The sequence below is a fragment of the Sphingomonas sp. SL1004 genome, from assembly GCF_057815015.1.
This window is the reverse complement of the sequence record NZ_JBYMUX010000001.1, coordinates 2,800,148-2,817,894: the sequence shown is the minus strand read 5'-3', so window position 1 is coordinate 2,817,894 and position 17,747 is coordinate 2,800,148. Positions and strand designations below refer to the sequence as shown.

Here is a 17,747-nt window from a genome sequence, read left to right as displayed (position 1 = left end):
CTTTGGCATCGCACTCCTACCCGAGAGGGCGATTAGCTCAGTTGGTAGAGCGTCTCGTTTACACCGAGAATGTCGGCGGTTCGAGCCCGTCATCGCCCACCATCACTGAAGTTCGCGGACCAGCCGCACCGTGACCGCGATCCAGGCGGGGTGTGCAATGGTCAGCGCCTGCGTCCCCGCGCCCGGCGGCAACACGGTCAGCCCGTCGCCGCATCCGATCAGTCGGCCGAATGCGAAGAGTCCCGCTGGCTGCGGCACGAGCACGTCGCGGTTGAGTGCCGTGGCGAACGTCTCGGGCGCCAGCATCGCGCACCAGATGACGTCGCCAGCGCGGTAATCACCGATCCCGCCGGCGACGGTCACGGCGATTTGGCCGGGCATCACCTGCAATGGCGGCACCGTCGTGGTCCGCCGTGGCGCCTGCACGCCGCGCCCGTCGAGGATCGCGGTGACGGGCAGTTCGATCCTCTCGGGCAGGGACACCAGATCGGCGGCAGTGACGTCGAGCGCCGCGGCGATCCGGTTGAGCCAGCCAACCGATACGGTGCGCGTTCCTGTCTCGAGCCGACCGATCGTCTGCGCGGTCGTCGGTGGAACGCAACGGCGCGCAACGTCTTCCAACGTCAGACGCTTGGCGTGGCGAACATCGCGAATAGCCGTGATCATCATGCATCCCCAACCAGATAGGTTATACCGCTGTCCTACAACCCCGTGGATATGGCAATCGCCAAACGCGGCGCGTGGTACCGCACTGGAGGCAATGCATGCGCGAACTGGTAGAGCGATCGATGGGGTCTCCGGGCAGTCGGCAAGCGAAGGACGGGCGCGGCGGGCATCGGGTGACCGTCAACCTTGCCGAGTCGCCGCTCGGCTGGCTGCGCGCGCGTGATCTCATCGACGCGCGACAGTTCGAAGCGGGGGAACGATTGCGCGCTGATTACGACAGGGCTGCGATCGCACCCAGCGTGACGATGCGCTGGGCGGAACGGGTCGATGGTGGCGGGCATGACGGGCTCGATCCGACGATGGCGCAGATCGCCGCGAAACGACGGTTCGATGGCGCACTCTCGGCGGCCGGGCCGGGGCTGGCGGATATTCTCTGGCGCGTGGTGTGTGCGGGGGAAGGACTGCCGACGGCAGAGAAGGCGTTGCACTGGCCGGTGCGTGCCGGGCGGGTCGTACTGACGCTCGCGCTCGATCGGCTCGCCACGCATTACGGGATCGGTTAGGCGCTCGCATTACCGCGCGGGCGTGACTAGATGGCGGGCATGCGCTTCGATCTCGTCAAATGTCATGGCTCCGGCAACGATTTTCCCTTGGTCGACGCGCGCGCATCGACGCTGGATGAGACTGTTTGGGCTGTGGTCGCGCGGGCGCTCGCCGATCGCTCCGGACCGGTCGGTGGCGACGGGCTGTTGCTGCTCACCGCTGGCGACGACCGCCATGCCTTCGGCATGCGGATGTTCAATGCGGATGGCAGCGAAGCGGAAACGTGCCTCAACGGCTTGCGCTGTGTCGCCCGCGCCGGGTTCGCCGCGACCGGTTCCAACGCTGCGACGGTGCGACTGAAGACCAGTGACGCCGATGTCGAGCGTGACGCCGATATCGCGGACGGCGTGTTCACCGTGCGTGAGATCGCCGGACCCGCGTCGCTGCATATCGCCGCCTGGCCGATGGACGTGGGCGCTGACCGGATCGTCGACGCGCCGATCGCCGGCTTGCCGACGGTGCGCGCGTTCACCGCCGTCGCGATGCCCAACCCGCATCTCGTGACGTTCGTCGACCGCATCGACGAGGCCGAACTCGTTCGTGTCGGCGCGGCATGCGAAGCGGCGCCCGACTGGTTGCCCAACCGCGCGAACGTGAGCTTCGTCGAGGTGCGGGGGCGCAATCTGTTCGTCCGCACGTTCGAGCGCGGCGTCGGGCTGACCGACAGTTGCGGCAGCGCGATGGCGGCGTCGACCTATGCCGCCTGCCTGACCGGTCGGATCGCGTACGACACGCCGACGACGGTCTTCAACAAGGGCGGCCTAATCCGCGCGGAGGCGAGCGAGGCCGCGATGGTCACGCTGTCGGGGAATGCGACGTTCGAATGGACCGGCTCGATCGAGGTCGGCCTCGATAGCGGGATCGCGACCGACCTAGTGATCTCAACGCGTTACGATGATGAGATCACAGCCTGGGCAGCGCTTCTCGCAAAGATCTGATCCCCGCCTGCATCCGACTTCCGGGCGCATCCGTATCTCCGTGCGGAAGCGCCGGAGAAACGGCGCAGTGGAGGATAGAAGCCATGAATCATGTCTTTCGTACCGCGATTATTGCCGCCGCCGTCGCCGTCAGTGGCAGCGCGATCGTCGCCGCGCAGACCAATCCGATGGTCGGCGGCGCCGCGATGTATCCGACCAAGACGATCGTCGAGAACGCGGTCAATTCGAAGGATCACACGACGCTGGTCGCCGCGGTGAAGGCTGCCGGTCTGGTCGAGACTCTGTCGGGCCCGGGTCCGTTCACCGTGTTCGCGCCGACCAATGCCGCGTTCAAGAAGCTGCCCGCCGGCACCGTCGACACGCTGCTCAAGCCCGAGAACAAGGACCAGCTGACCAGCGTCCTGACCTATCACGTCGTCCCCGGCACGATCACCGCCGCCGACATCGCCGCCAAGGCGAAGGCAAATGGCGGCACCGCGACCTACACCACCGTGCAGGGCGAGCCGCTGATGTTCAAGAAGGTCGGCACCGGCTGGGGCATCATGGACGGCAAGGGCCACAAGGGCCGCGTCACGATCGCCAACGTCATGCAGTCGAATGGCGTGATCCACGTCGTCGACACGGTGATGCTGCCGTAATCCGGCGTCCGCCGTGCCGAAATAACCGCCATCCCCCCGCTGGTGGTTTTCGTCGGGCCCGTTGCCGAACAGGCAGCGGGCCCGATTGCGTTCAGGGGCAGGGCTTTGGATGTTCGACAGGGGGCGAAGATCCTCCCCTGCCAGGGGAGAAGTTTCGGGCACTGGCCTGCGGAGGGGTAAGGGATAACCTCTGTTCCGTGTCCTCCCCTTCCGTCACCTTCGGCGCCACCTCCTCCTTGCGGGGGAAGATTATGGAAAGCCGCTCTAGCCAGCCGTACGCCGCGCTTCGCCCGCAGCCTTGATAAACGCCCAGACGTCCGCCGGGAACGGCGATGGCTGATCGGTCTGCCACTCCCCCATCCGATCGTAGAGCGACGTCGCCCCCGCCATCATCTCCGGCGTCGCGACCGCGGTGAAAGGGGCCAGCAACGCCTGCCATTCGTCCAGATAGGCCTGCGCCGCCGGGCTCGCAGGCTCGAGCGGCAGGGCGGCGGCGATACGGCTGCCGAGGTCATGCCAGCGGGCATTGTATCCGGCGGGATCGAGGTTCGGCACGTCGGCGATCCGCTCGTTCCAGCGCGCCTGTTCTTCGGGGGAGAAATAGCGGTCCACGACGCCGCGCCAGTTGGTATCCATGATGTCGTCTCCAGTTCGGATCAGCGAGCAAAGCGTCGCGACGTCGATCGGCTCGCCACGATCGATGCGGGACTGAACGGAGAGGAGGAGCGTGCGCGCGTCGGCGATCGCCGCGGCGCGCTGGTCGAGTTCGGCGAGGCGTGCCGCGACCAGCCGGCCGATGTCGACCGGTCCCGACCGGAGCATCGCGGCGATCTCGGCCAGCGAGAAACCGGCCTGCTTGAGCGCGACGATCGCGTTCAGCCGCGCGAGGTCGCCCGCGCCATAGACCCGCCGTCCGCCCGCGGTCCGCAGCGGCGCCACCAGTCCGCGGCCTTCGTAGAACCGCAGCGCGCGGAGCGTGAGGCCGGTGCGGCGCGTGACCTCGCCGATGTCGAGCATGTCTTCCATGCCGACGGAATACCCGCTGACGTTACGTCAGGAGCAAGCGCTAATTTCAGCCGATCAACAGGCCCGCGAGCGCCGCCGACATCAGGTTGGCCAGGCTCCCCGCCGCCAGTGCGCGCAAGCCCAGCTTGGCGATCATCGGCCGTTGGTTCGGTGCGAGGCTGCCGGTCACCGCCATCTGGATCGCGATCGACGAGAAGTTCGCGAACCCGCACAGCGAGAAGGTGATGACCGCGATCGTCCGCGGGCTGAGGCCGGTCTGCGTACCGAGCGAGATATACGCGACGAATTCGTTCAGCACGATCTTCTGCCCGAACAGCCCGCCGGCGATCCCCGCCTCGCTCCACGGCACGTTGAGCAGGAACATGATTGGCGCAAAGACATAGCCGAGCAGCCCCTGGAAGCTCAGCCCCGGCAGCCCGATCATGTTGCCGAGCCCGCCGAGCAACCCGTTCGCCAGCGCCACCAGCGCGACGAACGCCAGCACCATCGCGCCGACCGCAACCGCCAGCCGCACGCCCGTCTGCGCGCCCTGGGCGGCGGCCATGATCAGGTTGGCGGGCTTTTCCTCGTCGTGCGTCGCCTGCGGCATCGGCTCGCCCGCGCCCGATTCCCCTGGCTGGTCGCCAAGCGCCAGCTCGCCTTCGGGCGGCATGACGCGGTCGGGCATGATGATCTTGGCCATCAGGATGCCGCCCGGCGCCGCCATGAAGCTGGCCGCGAGTAGGTAATCGATCCGGATGCCCATCGACGCGTACGCCGCGAGGATCGTGCCCGCGACGCCGGCCATGCCGCTGGTCATCACCGTGAACAGCTGCGCCGGGGTCAGCCCCGCCAGATACGGCCGGATCACCAGCGGCGATTCGCTCTGGCCGACGAAGATGTTCGCCGCCGCGCACAGCGATTCGACCTTCGAGACGCCGATGACCTTCTCGATCCCACCACCGACCCAGCGCACCACCAGCTGCATGATGCCGAGATAATAGAGGATCGAGACGAGGCTGGCGAAGAAGATGATCACCGGCAGCGCGGCGATCGCAAAGCTCTGCCCGCCGATTTCGGGCGTCGCCATCTTGCCGAACAGGAACTCGGTGCCCTTCTGCGAATAGCCGAGCAGATTGGCGACCCCGCCGGACATGCTGCCCAGCACGACCTTGCCGATGCTCGAATACAGCACGAGCACCGCGATCCCGACCTGCAGCGCGAACGCGGCGCCGACGATGCGCAGCCGGATCGCGCGGCGGTCGCTCGACAGCAGCACCGCGATGCCGAGGATGACGGCGATGCCTGCAAGGCCGATGAATAGTCTTTCCATGGACGCCCTGCATTTTTGACTGACACGCGCCGCCCCCCGGCGGCACAAGCGACCGACATGACACGGGTACGCGGCGCTCGCCAGTCTTTATGATGGGGGAGTCATTTGACGGCGCGCGCGATTCCGCTAGCGTCCCGAGCGATGGATAAGCCTGTTCCCGCGTTCCCGCGTTCGCTCTTCGTTTTCTCGGTCCTGTACGGCGGCATGGTGTGTATTGCCGGCGTGCTGGGGGTGAAGCAGGTCGCGCTCGGCCCGCTCGCGGTCGAGGCGGGCATCTTCGGCTTCCTCCTGCTGGTGGTGCTGAGCAGCGCGATTTCCGAACTGCACGGTCAGAAGACAGCGACGTTCCTGGTCCGCCTGGGGTTCATCCCGCTGCTGGTGTCCGCGGCGCTGATCCACCTGGTGCTGGCGCTGCCGCACGATCCGGGGATGTACCCGCCCGCGGTCGACGCGTTCCCGATCGTCGTCGGCCAGAGCTCGCGCATGATGATCGCCGGGCTGATCTCCTACGGCATCTCGCAGACGCTCAACGTGCTGATCTTCTCGAAGCTGTCGGGACAGGTCGGCAGCGGCGAGGGCAAGCTGGTCTGGCTGCGCGGCATGATCGCGAGCATCATCTCGCAGATCATCGACACCATTTTGTTCATCACCATCTCGTTCCTGGGTGAGCGGCCGATCCTCGGCTTGATGGAGGGCCAAATGCTGACCAAGGTCGTGCTGTCGATCGTGCTGGTGCCGTTCCTGATCACCTTCTTCGTGCGATTAGGACGCCGGCTGGACCGGGTCTGACCCCTTCCGTCATGCCGGACTTGTTCCGGCATCCACCGTTCCGCCTGATCATCGGCCGCTGATACGCGGAACGGTAGACCCCGGAACTAGTCCGGGGTGACGGAGGTCAGTGACGGATGGCGCGTCTTTCGCTACCCCCCCCAACTGGCTAAGGGATCGGCATGACCGATCACACGCCCGATCCCGCCCTGCTCGCCAAGGCGGAAACGCTCACCGAGGCGCTGCCGTATCTGCAGCGCTATGCCGGCAAGACGTTCGTCGTGAAATACGGCGGCCACGCGATGGGCGACCCCGAGCTCCAGCGCGATTTCGCCGAGGACATGGTGCTGCTGAAGGCAGTCGGCATCAACCCCGTCGTCGTCCACGGCGGCGGCCCCCAGATCGGTGCGATGCTCAAGCGCCTCGGCGTCGAATCGCGCTTCGTCGACGGCCTGCGCGTCACCGATGCGGAAACCGCGCAGATCGCCGAGATGGTCCTGGCCGGCTCGATCAACAAGGAAATCGTCGGCTGGATCGGCCAGGCGGGCGGTCGCGCGGTCGGCATCTCGGGCAAGGACGCTGGCCTCGTCCTCGCGCAGAAAGTCGGCCACGGCCGCGAGCCCGACAAGCTCCAGGGGATCGAGCGCCACGTCGACCTCGGCTTCGTCGGCGAGCCGATCGCGGTCGACCGGACGATCCTCGACACGCTGATAGCCGCCGACATCATCCCGGTGATCGCGCCGATCGGCATCGGCGCCGACGGCCACACCTACAACATCAACGCCGACACGATGGCCGGCGCGATCGCCGCCGCGATGGGCGCCGCACGCTTCTTCTTGCTGACCGATATCGTCGGCGTGCTCGACAAGCAGGGCGAGTTGCTGACCGACCTCGACCCCGCGCGGATCGCCGAACTCCGCGCCGACGGCACGGTGACCGGCGGCATGATCCCGAAGCTCGACACCTGCGTCGCGGCGGTCGAATCGGGCGTCGATGCCGCGGTCATCATCGACGGCCGAGTCCCCCACGCGATGCTGCTGGAGATCTTCACCAAGCAGGGCGCCGGCACGCTGGTCAGCGCCAACGGTCGCACCCGGTAACGCGCGACGGGCCTTACCCTCACTACCGCCACGCAGTCATCCCAGCGAAAGCTGGGATCTCCCGGTTCAAGCCGCCCGCCCGCCAACAGGGATACCCCAGCTTCCGCTGGGGCGACGATAGTTGGGGTGACCATAGTCGGTCGGTCGGTCGGTCGCGCGCGCGGCGGCGAAAACGACCTACACCACAGGGCCTCTCGTTGTTCACGCACCCCAAACCCGTCATCCCAGCGAAAGCTGGGATCTCCCGGTTCGAGCCGCCCGCTCGCCAACGGGGATACCCCAGCTTCCGTTGGGGTGACGATAGTTGGAGTGACGATAGTTAGTCGGTCGGTCGGTCGAGCGCGCGGCGGCGAAAACGACCTACACCACAGGGCCTCTCGTTGTTCACGCACCCCACACCCGTCATCCCAGCGGAAGCTGGGATCTCCCGGTTCGAGCCGCGCACTCGCCAACTAGGATACCCCAGCTTTCGCTGGGGCGACGGGGTGGGGCTGGGGGGACTATCGCCTAAGCAGGGCTTCTCGTTCTCCGCCCGCCCCCTTATATCGGCAACACACCAGCGGAGACCCTTGCCTTGATCGCCCTTCTTCAGATCGTCCAGTTGCTGCTCAACCTCGTCTGGTGGGTCATCGTCATCCAGGCGGTGCTGTCGTGGCTGATCGCGTTCAACGTCATCAACACGCACAGCGATTTCGTCCGCACGGTCTGGAACGCGCTGCAGAAGATCACCGAGCCGCTCTATCGCCCGATCCGCCGCATCCTGCCCGATTTCGGCGCGCTCGATCTGTCGCCGCTTGTCGTGCTGCTGATCCTCTACATCCTGACCAACATCGTCATTCCGAACATCGCGCAGAACTACCTCGTCGCAGCCTATTGATCGGGCCGGCGGCCTGGCGCGCGGTCGATGATGGCTTGGCGATCGCCGTCCGGGTGACGCCGCGCGGCGGTCGCGACGCACTCGCCGCCGGAACGCCCGAGCATTTCGCCGCGCGACTGGCGGCAGCGCCCGTCGATGGCGCCGCCAACGCCGGGCTGGTCGCCCTCGTCGCCAAGACTTTCGGCGTACCCAAGCGCGCCGTGACGATCATCGCCGGCGAAACCGCCCGCCTGAAGCGTCTGCACATCGCCGGAGAGTCCACTACGCTGGCGGAAATCGCCGCTGCGCTCTATGGGCCGCGGGCATGAGCGCGACCATCATCGACGGCAAGGCCTTCGCCGCCGGCCTCCGGGCCCGTATCGCAGACGGCGTCACCGCCTTTCGTGCAAAGGCGGGCCGCGCGCCCGGCTTGGCCGTCGTGCTGGTCGGCGAGGATCCCGCCTCCAACGTCTATGTCCGCTCGAAGGGCAAGGCGACGCGCGAGGCCGGGATGGAAAGCATCGAGCACCGCCTCCCCGCCGACGTGCCGGCCGCAGAGCTGCTGGCGCTGGTCGCGACGCTCAACGCAGACCCGACGATCGACGGCATCCTCGTCCAACTGCCTCTGCCCAAGCATATCGACGAGCAGGCGGTGATCGCGGCGATCGACCCCGACAAGGACGTCGACGGCTTCCACCCGATCAACGCCGGCCGTCTCGCGACCGGCCTGCCCGGGTTCGTCCCCTGCACGCCGTTCGGCTGCGTACTGCTGTTGAAGAGCGTGCTGCCGAGCTTGAGCGGGCTCGAGGCTGTCGTCGTCGGTCGCTCCAACATCGTCGGCAAGCCGATGGCGCAACTGCTCCTCTGCGAAAGCTGCACCGTCACAATCGTCCATAGCCGCACGCAGGACGTGCCCGCGCATATCCGCCGCGCCGACATCGTCGTCGCTGCGGTCGGCATTCCCCAGATGATCAAGGGCGACTGGCTGAAGCCCGGTGCCACCGTCATCGACGTCGGCATCAACCGCACCGATGCCGGCCTCGTCGGCGACGTCGATTTCGCCAGCGCAGTCGAGGTCGCGGGGGCGATCACGCCGGTGCCGGGCGGCGTCGGGCCGATGACGATCGCGTGCCTGCTCCGCAACACGTTGGTTTCGGCAGGACGTCGCGAAGGCATCGCGATCGAGGAGTCGAGCCTGTGATCGAACTCTACATCTCGTCGCTGATCACGTTCTTCGTGGTCATCGATCCGCCCGGCTGCGCGCCGATCTACGCCGGTCTGTCGGCAGGCGCCTCGACCGTACAGAAGCGCGCTATGGCGATGCGTGCGGTCGGCGTGGCTGCTGCGATTCTGTTCGTGTTCGCGCTGTTCGGCGAGGCGTTGCTCAAGGGGCTCGGCATCAGCCTCGCCAGCTTTCGCATCGCGGGCGGCATCATGCTGTTCCTGATCGCCCTCGAAATGGTGTTCGAAAAGCGCACTGAACGCCGCGAGGACCGCGCCGCCAAGGTCGCGAGCGACCCCGAGGTCGAGGACGTCTCGATCTTCCCGATGGCGATGCCGATGATCGCCGGCCCCGGCTCGATCGCGTCGGTGATGCTGTTGATGAGCCGCAACAGCGGGATCGAGCGCTCGGCTGTGGTGCTCGGCGCGATGGTGACGATCCTCCTGCTGACGCTGGTAGCGCTGCTCGCGGCGGGGCCGATCATGCGGATCCTCGGCGCGAAGATCGAGGCGGTGATCACGCGGCTGCTCGGCGTGCTGCTGGCGGCGCTGGCGGTGCAGTTCGTGCTCGACGGCCTGTCGGTGGTGCTGCGCTAAGTCCACTCCGTCATGCCGGGCTTGTTCCGGCATCCACGGTTCCGCACACTCGATAGACTTGAGGGCGCGGAGCGGTGGGCCCCGGAACAGGTCCGGGGTGACGGAACCTAGTCCACCTTGAACAACCGCAACGGCGACTTCGCCGGCAGCGGCAACGGCGTCAGCCACGCCGGCACCTCGTTCTTCGCCAGTTCCGCATAGAACCCCTTCGGACTGCGCGCCTTGTAGTTGGTCGACTCCGCCGCGTTCGGGCACAGCAGCAGCATCGTCGCGCCGTGCCGCTTGATGATCGCATGCGCCTGGTCCGGCGTCCCCCCGAACGCGTGCTGCACATCGAGGATCGCATCGCCGTTGCGGTGATACGGCCCCGCGATCGCATCGTGATGCGTGATCGTGATCAGCCGCGGCCCCATGTCGACGAAGGTGAACACGGTCTGCGCAGGGTATTTGTCCAGCGCGAGCAGCACGGTCGTCCGCAGGCAATTGCCCGTCGCCATGTTGACGCGCTTCTCATACGGCTTCGGCCGATCGATCGGGAAATACTGGATCACCATTCCCGCGAACAGACCCGACACGATCAGGAACGCCCCCACCGTCCCCAGCACGCGCACCGCCACCGACCGATTGCCGAGCAACCGCGGCAGGATCAGCCACCCCAGCGCGGTAGCCCCCGGGATCGCCAGCAACTGCGCCGCCGGCCCCGCGCGGACCTGCCACAACAGCATCGCGCTCGCGAACGCCGTGAACAGCGCGACCGCCGCCCAGCCGACGGCCCGGTCGTCGCGACGCGCACGCCAGGCGGCAAGGATCGCCCCGATCAGCCCGATGATCGGCAGCGTCGCCAGCGCGAACCCAACCCGGAAACTATGCTTGTAGATCGGCTTGGCCTCGCGGACATTGTCCAGCCAGTTGCGTTGCAGTTCGGGCGAAATCCCCTCGGGCCGCCCCAGACACTGCGGAAACACCAACGCAAAGCCCGCAACGATCGCCGCCCCCGCGGTGACCGCCAACGCCAGCCGAGCCCCCCGCGAAGCCGGCCCGAACCGCGCGAGCAGAAACAGCAACATCCCCGCCGCAATCATCACGCTCAACCACACAGGTGTCAGCGCATCGCACCGCATCGCCTGGTTCGCGTTCGACGCGAACAGCGCGAAACCCAGCGTGCTGCCGCCGCCCAGCGTCAGCGCATAGATCGACAGCCGCTCGGCCTCCGACCGGTCCCACACCCAGCGCAAGGCGATGATCGCCCCCGCCATCGCCGCATACGGCAACAGCTCGAGCCCGATCGACAGCGACACCGCGCTCGCGAGTCCAACCATCGCGCCACCACGCCGCCCGTTCGTATCGCACAGCCCCGCGACCGTCAGGCTCAGCATGGCGAGCTGCCAGCCATGATGATCGATCCGCTCCGGCATGAACATCAGCATCGTGCCGGTCGCACCGACCATGAACACGATGGCAAGCGGCCATGCATACGGGCTGATCAACCGCCGCACCGTCGCGCCGATGCCGAGCATCGCGATCGACAGCGGCAGCAACGGCGCGATCCCGCACGCCAGCCGCTCCGCCCAGCTGTTACCCACGAACAGGCGGAAAAACAGGATCAGCCCTGCGATCGGCAGATCGACGATCCGGCTCCAGTGGATATCAAAACCTAGAGGCGGGTTCAGCCGATAGTTGCGCAGGTCGTACCAACCTTGCCCGTCGAGCAGCGCGCGGACCTGCATCAGCCGCATGTTGTCGTCGGTATCGCCGAGCGACAGCCAGCGGACCTGCCCCCAGCGATCGAACATCGACCACGCCGCCACCGCCACCCAGGCGAGCAACGTCAGCGCGATCCAATGCCGATCGAGTTCGTCCAGCAGCGTGCGTCGCTGCGTGGACTGCTCCTGGGATGGCCCCTGATCCAAAACGCTTTCCTCCTGCCCGCGCGCGCACTAGATGCGCGGGCTTGTCTTCGAGGCCGCTCTATCGCGGTACGGGTAAAGAACAAGGCGGGCATGCAGGCGATTTGGCGACACATGGAGCAGATGCGGTCGAGCGGCGTGCTCGGCCAGCTCGTGCGCTTCGGCATCGCCGGCGGCTTTACGAGCATGGTATATTCGCTCGTCTACCTGCCGCTGACCGCCTACGTCTTCCCGCCCCGCCAAGCGGTTGCCGCCGTGCCATTCGCGTTCGCAGTCGCAGTCGTCGTCGGATTCTTCCTGCATAGCCGCTGGAGCTTCAGGGGGCATGCGAAGGAGCCGGGGGCAGGGCGGCACGTCAAGTTCGTGATCGTGCAGGGCGCCGGGCTCGCGCTCAACGCGATGGTCACCTGGATCGGCACCGCGCTGTTTCACCTGCACCCGTGGATCCCGCTGGTCCCCGCCGTGCTGCTTGCCGCGATCCTGAGCTTCGTGCTCAATCGTCTCTGGGTTTTCAACTGACATGGCCGACAATTAATGGACCGCATCGTCTACGACCGCATGGCCGCCCACGATTCCACGCACTGGTGGTACCGCGCGCGCCGCGACATCCTCGCCGATTACCTGACCCGCTATGGCGCATTGCCGAAGGATGCGAAGATCCTCGAGATTGGCTGCGGCACCGGGCATAATTTGCCGATGCTCGCCGCGTTCGGCGAGATCGACGCGATCGAGATCGACCCGGCCGCGCGTGAGATCGCCAGCGAACGACTGGGCAAGCCAGTCGGTGCGGCGCCTTTGCCCGAACTTCCGGGCGTGCCACGCAAGCATTACGACCTGATCGCGGTATTGGATGTGGTCGAGCATATCCAGGACGATGTCGCAGCGTTGAAGGCGATGGCCGACTGCCTGGCGCCCGGTGGCAAAATCCTGATCGCGGTGCCGGCCCATGCCTGGCTGTGGAGCGCACACGATGTGGTGAACCACCACCACCGGCGTTACTCAAAGGCGACGCTGAAGGCCGCGATCGAGACGGCCGGGCTGAAGCCGGAGAAGCTCGGCTATTTCAATTCGCTGCTATTCCCGCTGGCGGCGGCGGCGCGGATCGCCGGGCGGATGACAGGGCGTGACGACAGCGACGATTCGCCGCCGCCGAAGCTGGTGAATGCGCTGTTCGAAAAGATCTTCCGTCTGGAACGCCATATGGTGGGGCGCGTACCGATGACTCCGGGGGTTTCGATCGTGACGTTGGCGGTGCCGCGGTAACCCTGCCTCGTGATCTTCCCCGTTTCCTAACCCGTTCGTCCTGAGCGGAAGTCGAAGGACAGGCCTCGCGCGCAGGTGCTTCGACTTCGCTCAGCACGAACGGAGGGGGGCAGGCTTTGTAATTTCATAAAACACCACCCCGGCCTTCGCCGGGGTGGTGCGAGAATCGGGGTGAGCGGTGTTCGTCAGTCGGTTCGGATGGGAAGGGACGCGTCATGCAACCGCGCCACGTCCACCGGCTCCGCGCGGAATCCCAACGTCGCCTTGCCCTGGATCGGCCCGGCCACATCCGCGACGATATACAGCGGCCGCCGCTTCGACTCGACGTACAGCCGGCCGAGATACTCGCCGATCATCCCCAGCACGAACATCTGCACCGCACCCAGGAACACGGTCACGAGCATCGTCGAGGTCCAGCCCTGAACCGCGCTGCCCGACAGCCAGCCGATCGCGATATACACGAACAGCAACAGCGACACGCCGGTCAACGCAAGACCTGCATGGCTGGCGAAGCGCAACGGGGCGGTCGAAAACCCGGTGACGGCATCGAACGCGAGCCGGATCATCTTGGCCAGCGGGTAGTTCGTCTCGCCGGCCAGCCGTTCGGCCCGGTCGTACGGGAAGGGCACCTGCTTGAAGCCGATCCACGCGACCATGCCGCGAATGAACCGCGCCTGCTCGGGGAGCGAGAGGAACGCATCCAGGGCCCGCCGGCTCATCAGTCGGAAATCGCCGGTGTCGAGCGGGATCGGCGTGTCGGTCATCCGCGTCAGCATGCGGTAGAACGCTGCAGCGGTGGCTTTCTTGAACACGGTTTCGCCCGCGCGCTGGCGACGCACCGCGTAGACGACGTCGGCCTGGCTTGCCGCCATCGCCGCGCGCATGTCGGACAGGAGTTCGGGGGGATCCTGGAGATCGGCGTCGATGATCAGGATCTGCTCGCCGGCGCACAGGTCCAGCCCGGCGGTCAGCGCGAGCTGGTGTCCGTGGTTGCGCGACAAATTGATAGCGACCAGCCGCGGATCGGCGGCGGCGAGGCGCTGCATCACCGGCCAGCTGTCGTCGCGCGAGCCGTCGTTGATCAGGACGATCTCGTAATCGTCGCCGACCGCGACCTTCGCCGCGCCGGAAATGCGCGCGTGCAGGATGTCGAGGCACGCTGCCTCGTTATAGCAGGGGACGACGATTGAAAGGGACGGACGGTTCATCGCTCCCGTCTAGCGTCGGGTTTGTCTGGCGTCATTGAAAGATGTGGGAAGCAAAACGCAACAAACTCTACACCCGCTCCACGGTGTGCACCGCATCCGCCGCACGCAGCCCCGCCATCAGCCGCATCAGCTGCTGCACGTCATGAACCTCGACGTCGATCTCGTTCGTATGGAAGCTCTTGTCGCGCGTATCGAGGCGCAGGTTGATGATGTTCGCCTTGTGCCCGCCGATGATCGTCGAGACGATACCGAGTGAGCCCGGCTCGTTCTTCACCATCACCGATATGCGTGCGACGGCGCCCTCGGTCTCGTCGCCCCAGGCCACGTCGACCCAGTCGGTCTCGTTTTCCGAGCGTTCCGCGAGTTCGGCGAGGACCTTGCAGTCGATCGCGTGGACCTCGATCCCGGCATCGGGCCGGCGCAACCCGACGATGCGGTCGCCCGGTACGGGGTGGCAGCACGTCGCGAGGTCGTACGCCACGCCGGGCGTGAGCCCCTTGATCGAGATCGCGCTCGATTGCGGCGCCAGCGCATGCGTCACGTCCGCTCCCGCCGAGCCCGGCATCAGCGCCTCCATCACCGCCGCGTCGGACAAGGTCCGCCGCGCGATCGCCACCATCAGTGACGATTCATCGGGCAGCTTCAATCGCTTGAGCGCGTGGCTCAGCGCGTCCGTGCCGATCTGCGCGGGCAGGCGGGTGACGATATCCTCGTACAAGGTCTGGCCGAGCGCGATCTGCTCGACCCTCTCCTTCTGGCGCAGGTGCCGGCGGATCGCGGCGAGCGCCTTGCCGGTGGTCGCGACGTTGAGCCATTGCGGCTGTGGCGACTGGCCCTTCGAGCGCAGGATCTGCACTTGATCACCGTTCTCGATCACCGTCGACAGCGGCACGACGCGGCCGTTGACCTTCGCACCGACCGCCTGATCGCCGAGATCGGTATGCACCGCGTAGGCGAAGTCGATCGAGGTCGCGCCCTTGGGCAGCTGGATCAGCTCGCCCTTCGGCGTGAACGCGAAGATACGATCGGTATACATCGCCATCCGCGTGTGTTCGAGCAGCTCTTCCGGGCTCTCCGCCGTGTCGAGAATCTCGACGAGGTCGCGAATCCAGCTGACCTGACGGTCGCTGCCGGTAATCTGCTGCTTGTAGGCCCAGTGCGCGGCGAGGCCGAATTCGGCCTGCGCGTGCATGTCGGCGGTGCGGATCTGGATCTCGATCCGTGCGCTGTCGGCGTGGATCACCGAGGTGTGCAGCGACCGATAGCCGTTGCGCTTGGGCGTCGAGATGTAATCCTTGAACCGCCCCGGCACCATCGGCCAGCGCTGGTGGATGATCCCGAGTACCCGGTAGCAATCCTCTTCGGTCGGCACGATCGCGCGGAACGCCATCACGTCGGACAACTGCTCGAAGCTGATGTGGCGCTCCGACATTTTCCGGAAGATCGAATAGGGATGCTTCTCGCGCCCCGAAATCTCCGCCTCGACCCCGGCGCGCGATAGCACCAGCTTGAGCCCGGACGCGATCTTGGCGATGCGGTCGCCGTCGCCTTTTTTAAGCTGTTCGAGGCGGCGATTGATCGATTCGGAGGCTTCGGGCTCGAGCTGTTCGAACGCGAGCGACTGCATCTCGCGCATGAACTCGTACATGCCGATCCGCTCCGCGAGCGGCGCGTAGATGTCCATCGTCTCCTTGGCGATGCGACGGCGCTTCTCGGGCTTGGCGATGTGATGCAACGTCCGCATGTTGTGCAGGCGGTCGGCGAGCTTCACCAGCAGCACGCGGATGTCGTCCGACATCGCCAGCAGGAATTTCCGCAGGTTTTCCGCGGCGCGCTCGTTCTCGGTCTGCGCCTCGATCTTGCTGAGCTTCGTCACGCCGTCGACCAAGCGCGCGACCGAGGCACCGAACAGCCGCTCGATCTCCTCGGGCGTGGCGACCGTATCCTCGATCGTGTCGTGGAGGATCGCGGTGGCGATCGTCTCGGCATCGAGGTGCAGGTCGGTGAGGATGCCCGCCACCTCGATCGGGTGGCTGAAATACGGATCGCCACTCGCGCGTTTCTGGCTCCCGTGCGCCTGCATCGAGAAGACATAGGCGCGGTTCAGCAACGCCTCGTCGGCGTCGGGATCGTAGTCGAGGACGCGATCGACCAGTTCATATTGGCGCAGCACAGCCCCTTGATGGGGCCGGGATGCGCCGCTTTGCAACAAGTTCCTCGTTATTTCGCGTGGTTGTTGCACGACGCCAGTGCTTCGCCGTCATACGCCTTGCCCGCGACCGTGAAACTGGCGAGCGGCCCGGCGCGCTTGGCGACCGCGGCGCATAGGATCACGTCGCGCTGCGGCGCCTTGCTGGCGACGAACGCCGCATTCACCCAGCGCCACGGCGTGCCGTTGGTGATCAGGCGCGTGGATGCGGGCGCCGCAGCAGGGACGGCGACGTAATAGTTGGCCGGGAGCTGTGCGGTTACCGGTGTCGCGATCAGCGCGGCGAACCCTGTCGCAAGGGCGGGAGCGGCGGTCAGAACTGCGCGGGTGATGACGGACATCGATAGACTCCTGAAAGGTTTCTAATCGATACCTATCGGTATAGGTCTTTAATTGCAACTGAAAAGTCGACAAGCATTCCGCTTCGGGAATTTATGCGGTAAACCGGCTTTCCAATAAGGAAGACGCCTTGGACAAACTGCGCGAACCCCTGCTGGAATGCAGCCTCCCCGCCGCGCTGGAGGCGATGGGCGAGCGCTGGTCGTTCCTGATCCTGCGCGCGTCGTTCAACGGCCTGCATCATTTCGAGGAGTTCCAGTCGGAACTGGGGATTGCGCGCAATATCCTGGCGAACCGGCTCGCGCGGTTGGTCGAGCACGGTATCCTGGAACGCCAGCCGATCCCCGAGGATCGCCGCAAGATCGCCTATGGACTGACGGACAAGGGCTTCGCGCTGCTTCCGACGATGATCGCGCTCCGGCAATGGGGCGAGCGCTGGGAGACGTGCGTGCCGGCGTTCCCGATCCTGGTCGACGCGCGCGATCGGCGGCCGTTGCAGCCCGTCTCGGTGCGGTCGCATGACGGGCGCGTGTTGACCAAGGGCGACCTGATCTGGGCGCTGCCCGGGGATGTGGCTGAAGACGGGGTGCAGGCTGAGGCGGCGGAGTAGCCGCCCTCATCCCGGCTCGTTCCGGCATCCACGCGACCCCCGAACACGTCCGGAGTGACGGATCAGGTCGGTAGCGCTTCCAGCACCGTCCGGATCGCATCCGGCAATGGCAGCGGCCGCCCTGTCTCGAGGTCGACGTGTACGCTGACCATCGTGATCACCGTGTGCAACTCACCCGTCTCCGCATGCGCCAGCTCGAAGCGTTTGGTGAGGCTTGTCGTCCCGATCTTCTCGATCCGCACGAACGCCTCGATCGTGTCGCCCAGGCGGAACGGCTTCAGATAGTCGATCTCGGTACGCCGCACGTTGAACTCGGTCGTCGGCCAGATCTCCGGCAACGCCTCCGCAATCCCGGTCCATTCCCAGAATTCGGTCACCGCGACGTCGGCATATTCCAGATAGCGCGAGTTGAAGACGATGCGCTGGCCGTCGATCTCGGCATAGCGCACGCGGAACCGCGTCGAGAAGGCGAAACCCGGCCGCATC

20 protein-coding genes and 1 tRNA gene are annotated in these 17,747 nt (G+C 66.2%); 13 read left to right on the top strand and 8 right to left on the bottom strand.

Annotated features, from left to right (window positions below; genetic code table 11):
* Window positions 1–26 precede the first annotated feature (26 nt).
* Window positions 27–102, top strand: a tRNA-Val gene (locus tag AC3D24_RS12690).
* On the opposite strand, the gene AC3D24_RS12685 is transcribed toward AC3D24_RS12690, so the two are convergent.
* Window positions 103–666 (bottom strand): helix-turn-helix domain-containing protein, encoded by a 564-nt coding sequence (locus AC3D24_RS12685; protein ID WP_489031148.1) that lies wholly within the window; start codon window positions 664–666, stop codon window positions 103–105.
* Between the two features lie 98 nt (window positions 667–764).
* On the opposite strand from AC3D24_RS12685, the gene AC3D24_RS12680 reads away from it, so the two are divergent.
* From AC3D24_RS12680 to AC3D24_RS12670, 3 genes are all read left to right on the top strand, one after another.
* Window positions 765–1,229, top strand: coding sequence for a DUF6456 domain-containing protein (locus AC3D24_RS12680; RefSeq protein ID WP_489031146.1), 465 nt, complete (start codon window positions 765–767; stop codon window positions 1,227–1,229).
* Window positions 1,230–1,268: 39 nt separating this feature from the next.
* Entirely contained in the window at window positions 1,269–2,207 is a 939-nt protein-coding gene (dapF, locus tag AC3D24_RS12675) for a diaminopimelate epimerase (RefSeq protein ID WP_489031144.1), read from the top strand.
* A gap of 83 nt (window positions 2,208–2,290) precedes the next feature.
* The gene (locus AC3D24_RS12670; RefSeq protein ID WP_489031142.1) at window positions 2,291–2,845 is read left to right on the top strand and encodes a fasciclin domain-containing protein; all 555 of its coding nucleotides are present in this window, start codon (window positions 2,291–2,293) and stop codon (window positions 2,843–2,845) included.
* Between the two features lie 264 nt (window positions 2,846–3,109).
* Here AC3D24_RS12670 and AC3D24_RS12665 read toward each other — a convergent pair whose 3' ends face one another.
* Window positions 3,110–3,871 (bottom strand): MerR family transcriptional regulator, encoded by a 762-nt coding sequence (locus tag AC3D24_RS12665; RefSeq protein WP_489031140.1) that lies wholly within the window; start codon window positions 3,869–3,871, stop codon window positions 3,110–3,112.
* 46 nt (window positions 3,872–3,917) lie between these two features.
* Window positions 3,918–5,183: a NupC/NupG family nucleoside CNT transporter gene (locus AC3D24_RS12660; protein WP_489031138.1), complete on the bottom strand. Its 1,266-nt coding sequence runs from the start codon at window positions 5,181–5,183 to the stop codon at window positions 3,918–3,920.
* 141 nt (window positions 5,184–5,324) lie between these two features.
* Between AC3D24_RS12660 and AC3D24_RS12655 the strand changes: the two genes are divergently transcribed.
* From AC3D24_RS12655 to AC3D24_RS12630, 6 genes are all read left to right on the top strand, one after another.
* The gene (locus AC3D24_RS12655) at window positions 5,325–5,972 is read left to right on the top strand and encodes a queuosine precursor transporter (RefSeq protein ID WP_489031136.1); all 648 of its coding nucleotides are present in this window, start codon (window positions 5,325–5,327) and stop codon (window positions 5,970–5,972) included.
* Between the two features lie 161 nt (window positions 5,973–6,133).
* Window positions 6,134–7,051 (top strand): acetylglutamate kinase, encoded by a 918-nt coding sequence (gene argB / locus AC3D24_RS12650; protein WP_132895904.1) that lies wholly within the window; start codon window positions 6,134–6,136, stop codon window positions 7,049–7,051.
* Between the two features lie 574 nt (window positions 7,052–7,625).
* Window positions 7,626–7,928 carry a YggT family protein gene (locus tag AC3D24_RS12645; RefSeq protein WP_056053469.1) on the top strand — a complete coding sequence of 101 codons (303 nt, stop codon included), beginning with the start codon at window positions 7,626–7,628 and terminating at the stop codon, window positions 7,926–7,928.
* 35 nt (window positions 7,929–7,963) lie between these two features.
* Window positions 7,964–8,236 carry a DUF167 domain-containing protein gene (locus AC3D24_RS12640; protein WP_489031133.1) on the top strand — a complete coding sequence of 91 codons (273 nt, stop codon included), beginning with the start codon at window positions 7,964–7,966 and terminating at the stop codon, window positions 8,234–8,236.
* Entirely contained in the window at window positions 8,233–9,108 is an 876-nt protein-coding gene (folD, locus tag AC3D24_RS12635; protein ID WP_489031131.1) for a bifunctional methylenetetrahydrofolate dehydrogenase/methenyltetrahydrofolate cyclohydrolase FolD, read from the top strand. The genes AC3D24_RS12640 and folD overlap by 4 nt, the downstream gene beginning before the upstream one ends.
* Entirely contained in the window at window positions 9,105–9,725 is a 621-nt protein-coding gene (locus tag AC3D24_RS12630) for a MarC family protein (protein ID WP_489031129.1), read from the top strand. The genes folD and AC3D24_RS12630 overlap by 4 nt, the downstream gene beginning before the upstream one ends.
* A gap of 107 nt (window positions 9,726–9,832) precedes the next feature.
* Here the strand turns inward: AC3D24_RS12630 and AC3D24_RS12625 are convergent, their stop codons facing one another.
* Window positions 9,833–11,635: an AcrB/AcrD/AcrF family protein gene (locus AC3D24_RS12625; protein ID WP_489031127.1), complete on the bottom strand. Its 1,803-nt coding sequence runs from the start codon at window positions 11,633–11,635 to the stop codon at window positions 9,833–9,835.
* Window positions 11,636–11,725: 90 nt separating this feature from the next.
* Here AC3D24_RS12625 and AC3D24_RS12620 point away from each other — a divergent pair, with 90 nt between their 5' ends.
* Together AC3D24_RS12620 and AC3D24_RS12615 are read left to right on the top strand one after the other, a co-directional pair.
* Window positions 11,726–12,151, top strand: a complete 426-nt coding sequence (locus AC3D24_RS12620) for a GtrA family protein (RefSeq protein ID WP_489031125.1) — start codon at window positions 11,726–11,728, stop codon at window positions 12,149–12,151.
* 15 nt (window positions 12,152–12,166) lie between these two features.
* On the top strand, window positions 12,167–12,895 hold the full coding sequence (locus tag AC3D24_RS12615; protein WP_489031122.1) for a class I SAM-dependent methyltransferase: 729 nt from the start codon (window positions 12,167–12,169) through the stop codon (window positions 12,893–12,895).
* A 185-nt stretch (window positions 12,896–13,080) separates the two neighbouring features.
* Here AC3D24_RS12615 and AC3D24_RS12610 read toward each other — a convergent pair whose 3' ends face one another.
* The 3 genes from AC3D24_RS12610 to AC3D24_RS12600 all read right to left on the bottom strand — a co-directional run bounded on the left by AC3D24_RS12610 (window position 13,081) and on the right by AC3D24_RS12600 (window position 16,653).
* A complete protein-coding gene (locus AC3D24_RS12610; RefSeq protein ID WP_489031120.1) occupies window positions 13,081–14,103 on the bottom strand; it encodes a glycosyltransferase family 2 protein in 1,023 nt (340 codons plus the stop codon).
* 67 nt (window positions 14,104–14,170) lie between these two features.
* The gene (locus tag AC3D24_RS12605) at window positions 14,171–16,276 is read right to left on the bottom strand and encodes a RelA/SpoT family protein (protein ID WP_489031118.1); all 2,106 of its coding nucleotides are present in this window, start codon (window positions 16,274–16,276) and stop codon (window positions 14,171–14,173) included.
* A gap of 47 nt (window positions 16,277–16,323) precedes the next feature.
* Window positions 16,324–16,653, bottom strand: a complete 330-nt coding sequence (locus AC3D24_RS12600) for a CC_3452 family protein (protein ID WP_489031116.1) — start codon at window positions 16,651–16,653, stop codon at window positions 16,324–16,326.
* Between the two features lie 185 nt (window positions 16,654–16,838).
* Between AC3D24_RS12600 and AC3D24_RS12595 the strand changes: the two genes are divergently transcribed.
* Window positions 16,839–17,261 (top strand): winged helix-turn-helix transcriptional regulator, encoded by a 423-nt coding sequence (locus AC3D24_RS12595; RefSeq protein WP_489033141.1) that lies wholly within the window; start codon window positions 16,839–16,841, stop codon window positions 17,259–17,261.
* Window positions 17,262–17,323: 62 nt separating this feature from the next.
* On the opposite strand, the gene AC3D24_RS12590 is transcribed toward AC3D24_RS12595, so the two are convergent.
* Entirely contained in the window at window positions 17,324–17,746 is a 423-nt protein-coding gene (locus AC3D24_RS12590) for an acyl-CoA thioesterase (RefSeq protein WP_489031114.1), read from the bottom strand.
* Window position 17,747 lies beyond the last annotated feature (1 nt).

Bases quoted from the DNA above. Each gene is read 5' to 3' on its own strand.
- AC3D24_RS12685 (WP_489031148.1), bottom strand. From the start codon at position 666: ATGATCACGGCTATTCGCGATGTTCGCCACGCCAAGCGTCTGACGTTG.
- AC3D24_RS12680 (WP_489031146.1), top strand. From the start codon at position 765: ATGCGCGAACTGGTAGAGCGATCGATGGGGTCTCCGGGCAGTCGGCAA.
- dapF (WP_489031144.1), top strand. From the start codon at position 1,269: ATGCGCTTCGATCTCGTCAAATGTCATGGCTCCGGCAACGATTTTCCC.
- AC3D24_RS12670 (WP_489031142.1), top strand. From the start codon at position 2,291: ATGAATCATGTCTTTCGTACCGCGATTATTGCCGCCGCCGTCGCCGTC.
- AC3D24_RS12665 (WP_489031140.1), bottom strand. From the start codon at position 3,871: ATGGAAGACATGCTCGACATCGGCGAGGTCACGCGCCGCACCGGCCTC.
- AC3D24_RS12660 (WP_489031138.1), bottom strand. From the start codon at position 5,183: ATGGAAAGACTATTCATCGGCCTTGCAGGCATCGCCGTCATCCTCGGC.
- AC3D24_RS12655 (WP_489031136.1), top strand. From the start codon at position 5,325: ATGGATAAGCCTGTTCCCGCGTTCCCGCGTTCGCTCTTCGTTTTCTCG.
- argB (WP_132895904.1), top strand. From the start codon at position 6,134: ATGACCGATCACACGCCCGATCCCGCCCTGCTCGCCAAGGCGGAAACG.
- folD (WP_489031131.1), top strand. From the start codon at position 8,233: ATGAGCGCGACCATCATCGACGGCAAGGCCTTCGCCGCCGGCCTCCGG.
- AC3D24_RS12620 (WP_489031125.1), top strand. From the start codon at position 11,726: ATGCAGGCGATTTGGCGACACATGGAGCAGATGCGGTCGAGCGGCGTG.
- AC3D24_RS12615 (WP_489031122.1), top strand. From the start codon at position 12,167: ATGGACCGCATCGTCTACGACCGCATGGCCGCCCACGATTCCACGCAC.
- AC3D24_RS12610 (WP_489031120.1), bottom strand. From the start codon at position 14,103: ATGAACCGTCCGTCCCTTTCAATCGTCGTCCCCTGCTATAACGAGGCA.
- AC3D24_RS12600 (WP_489031116.1), bottom strand. From the start codon at position 16,653: ATGTCCGTCATCACCCGCGCAGTTCTGACCGCCGCTCCCGCCCTTGCG.
- AC3D24_RS12595 (WP_489033141.1), top strand. From the start codon at position 16,839: ATGGGCGAGCGCTGGTCGTTCCTGATCCTGCGCGCGTCGTTCAACGGC.
- AC3D24_RS12590 (WP_489031114.1), bottom strand. From the start codon at position 17,746: ATGCGGCCGGGTTTCGCCTTCTCGACGCGGTTCCGCGTGCGCTATGCC.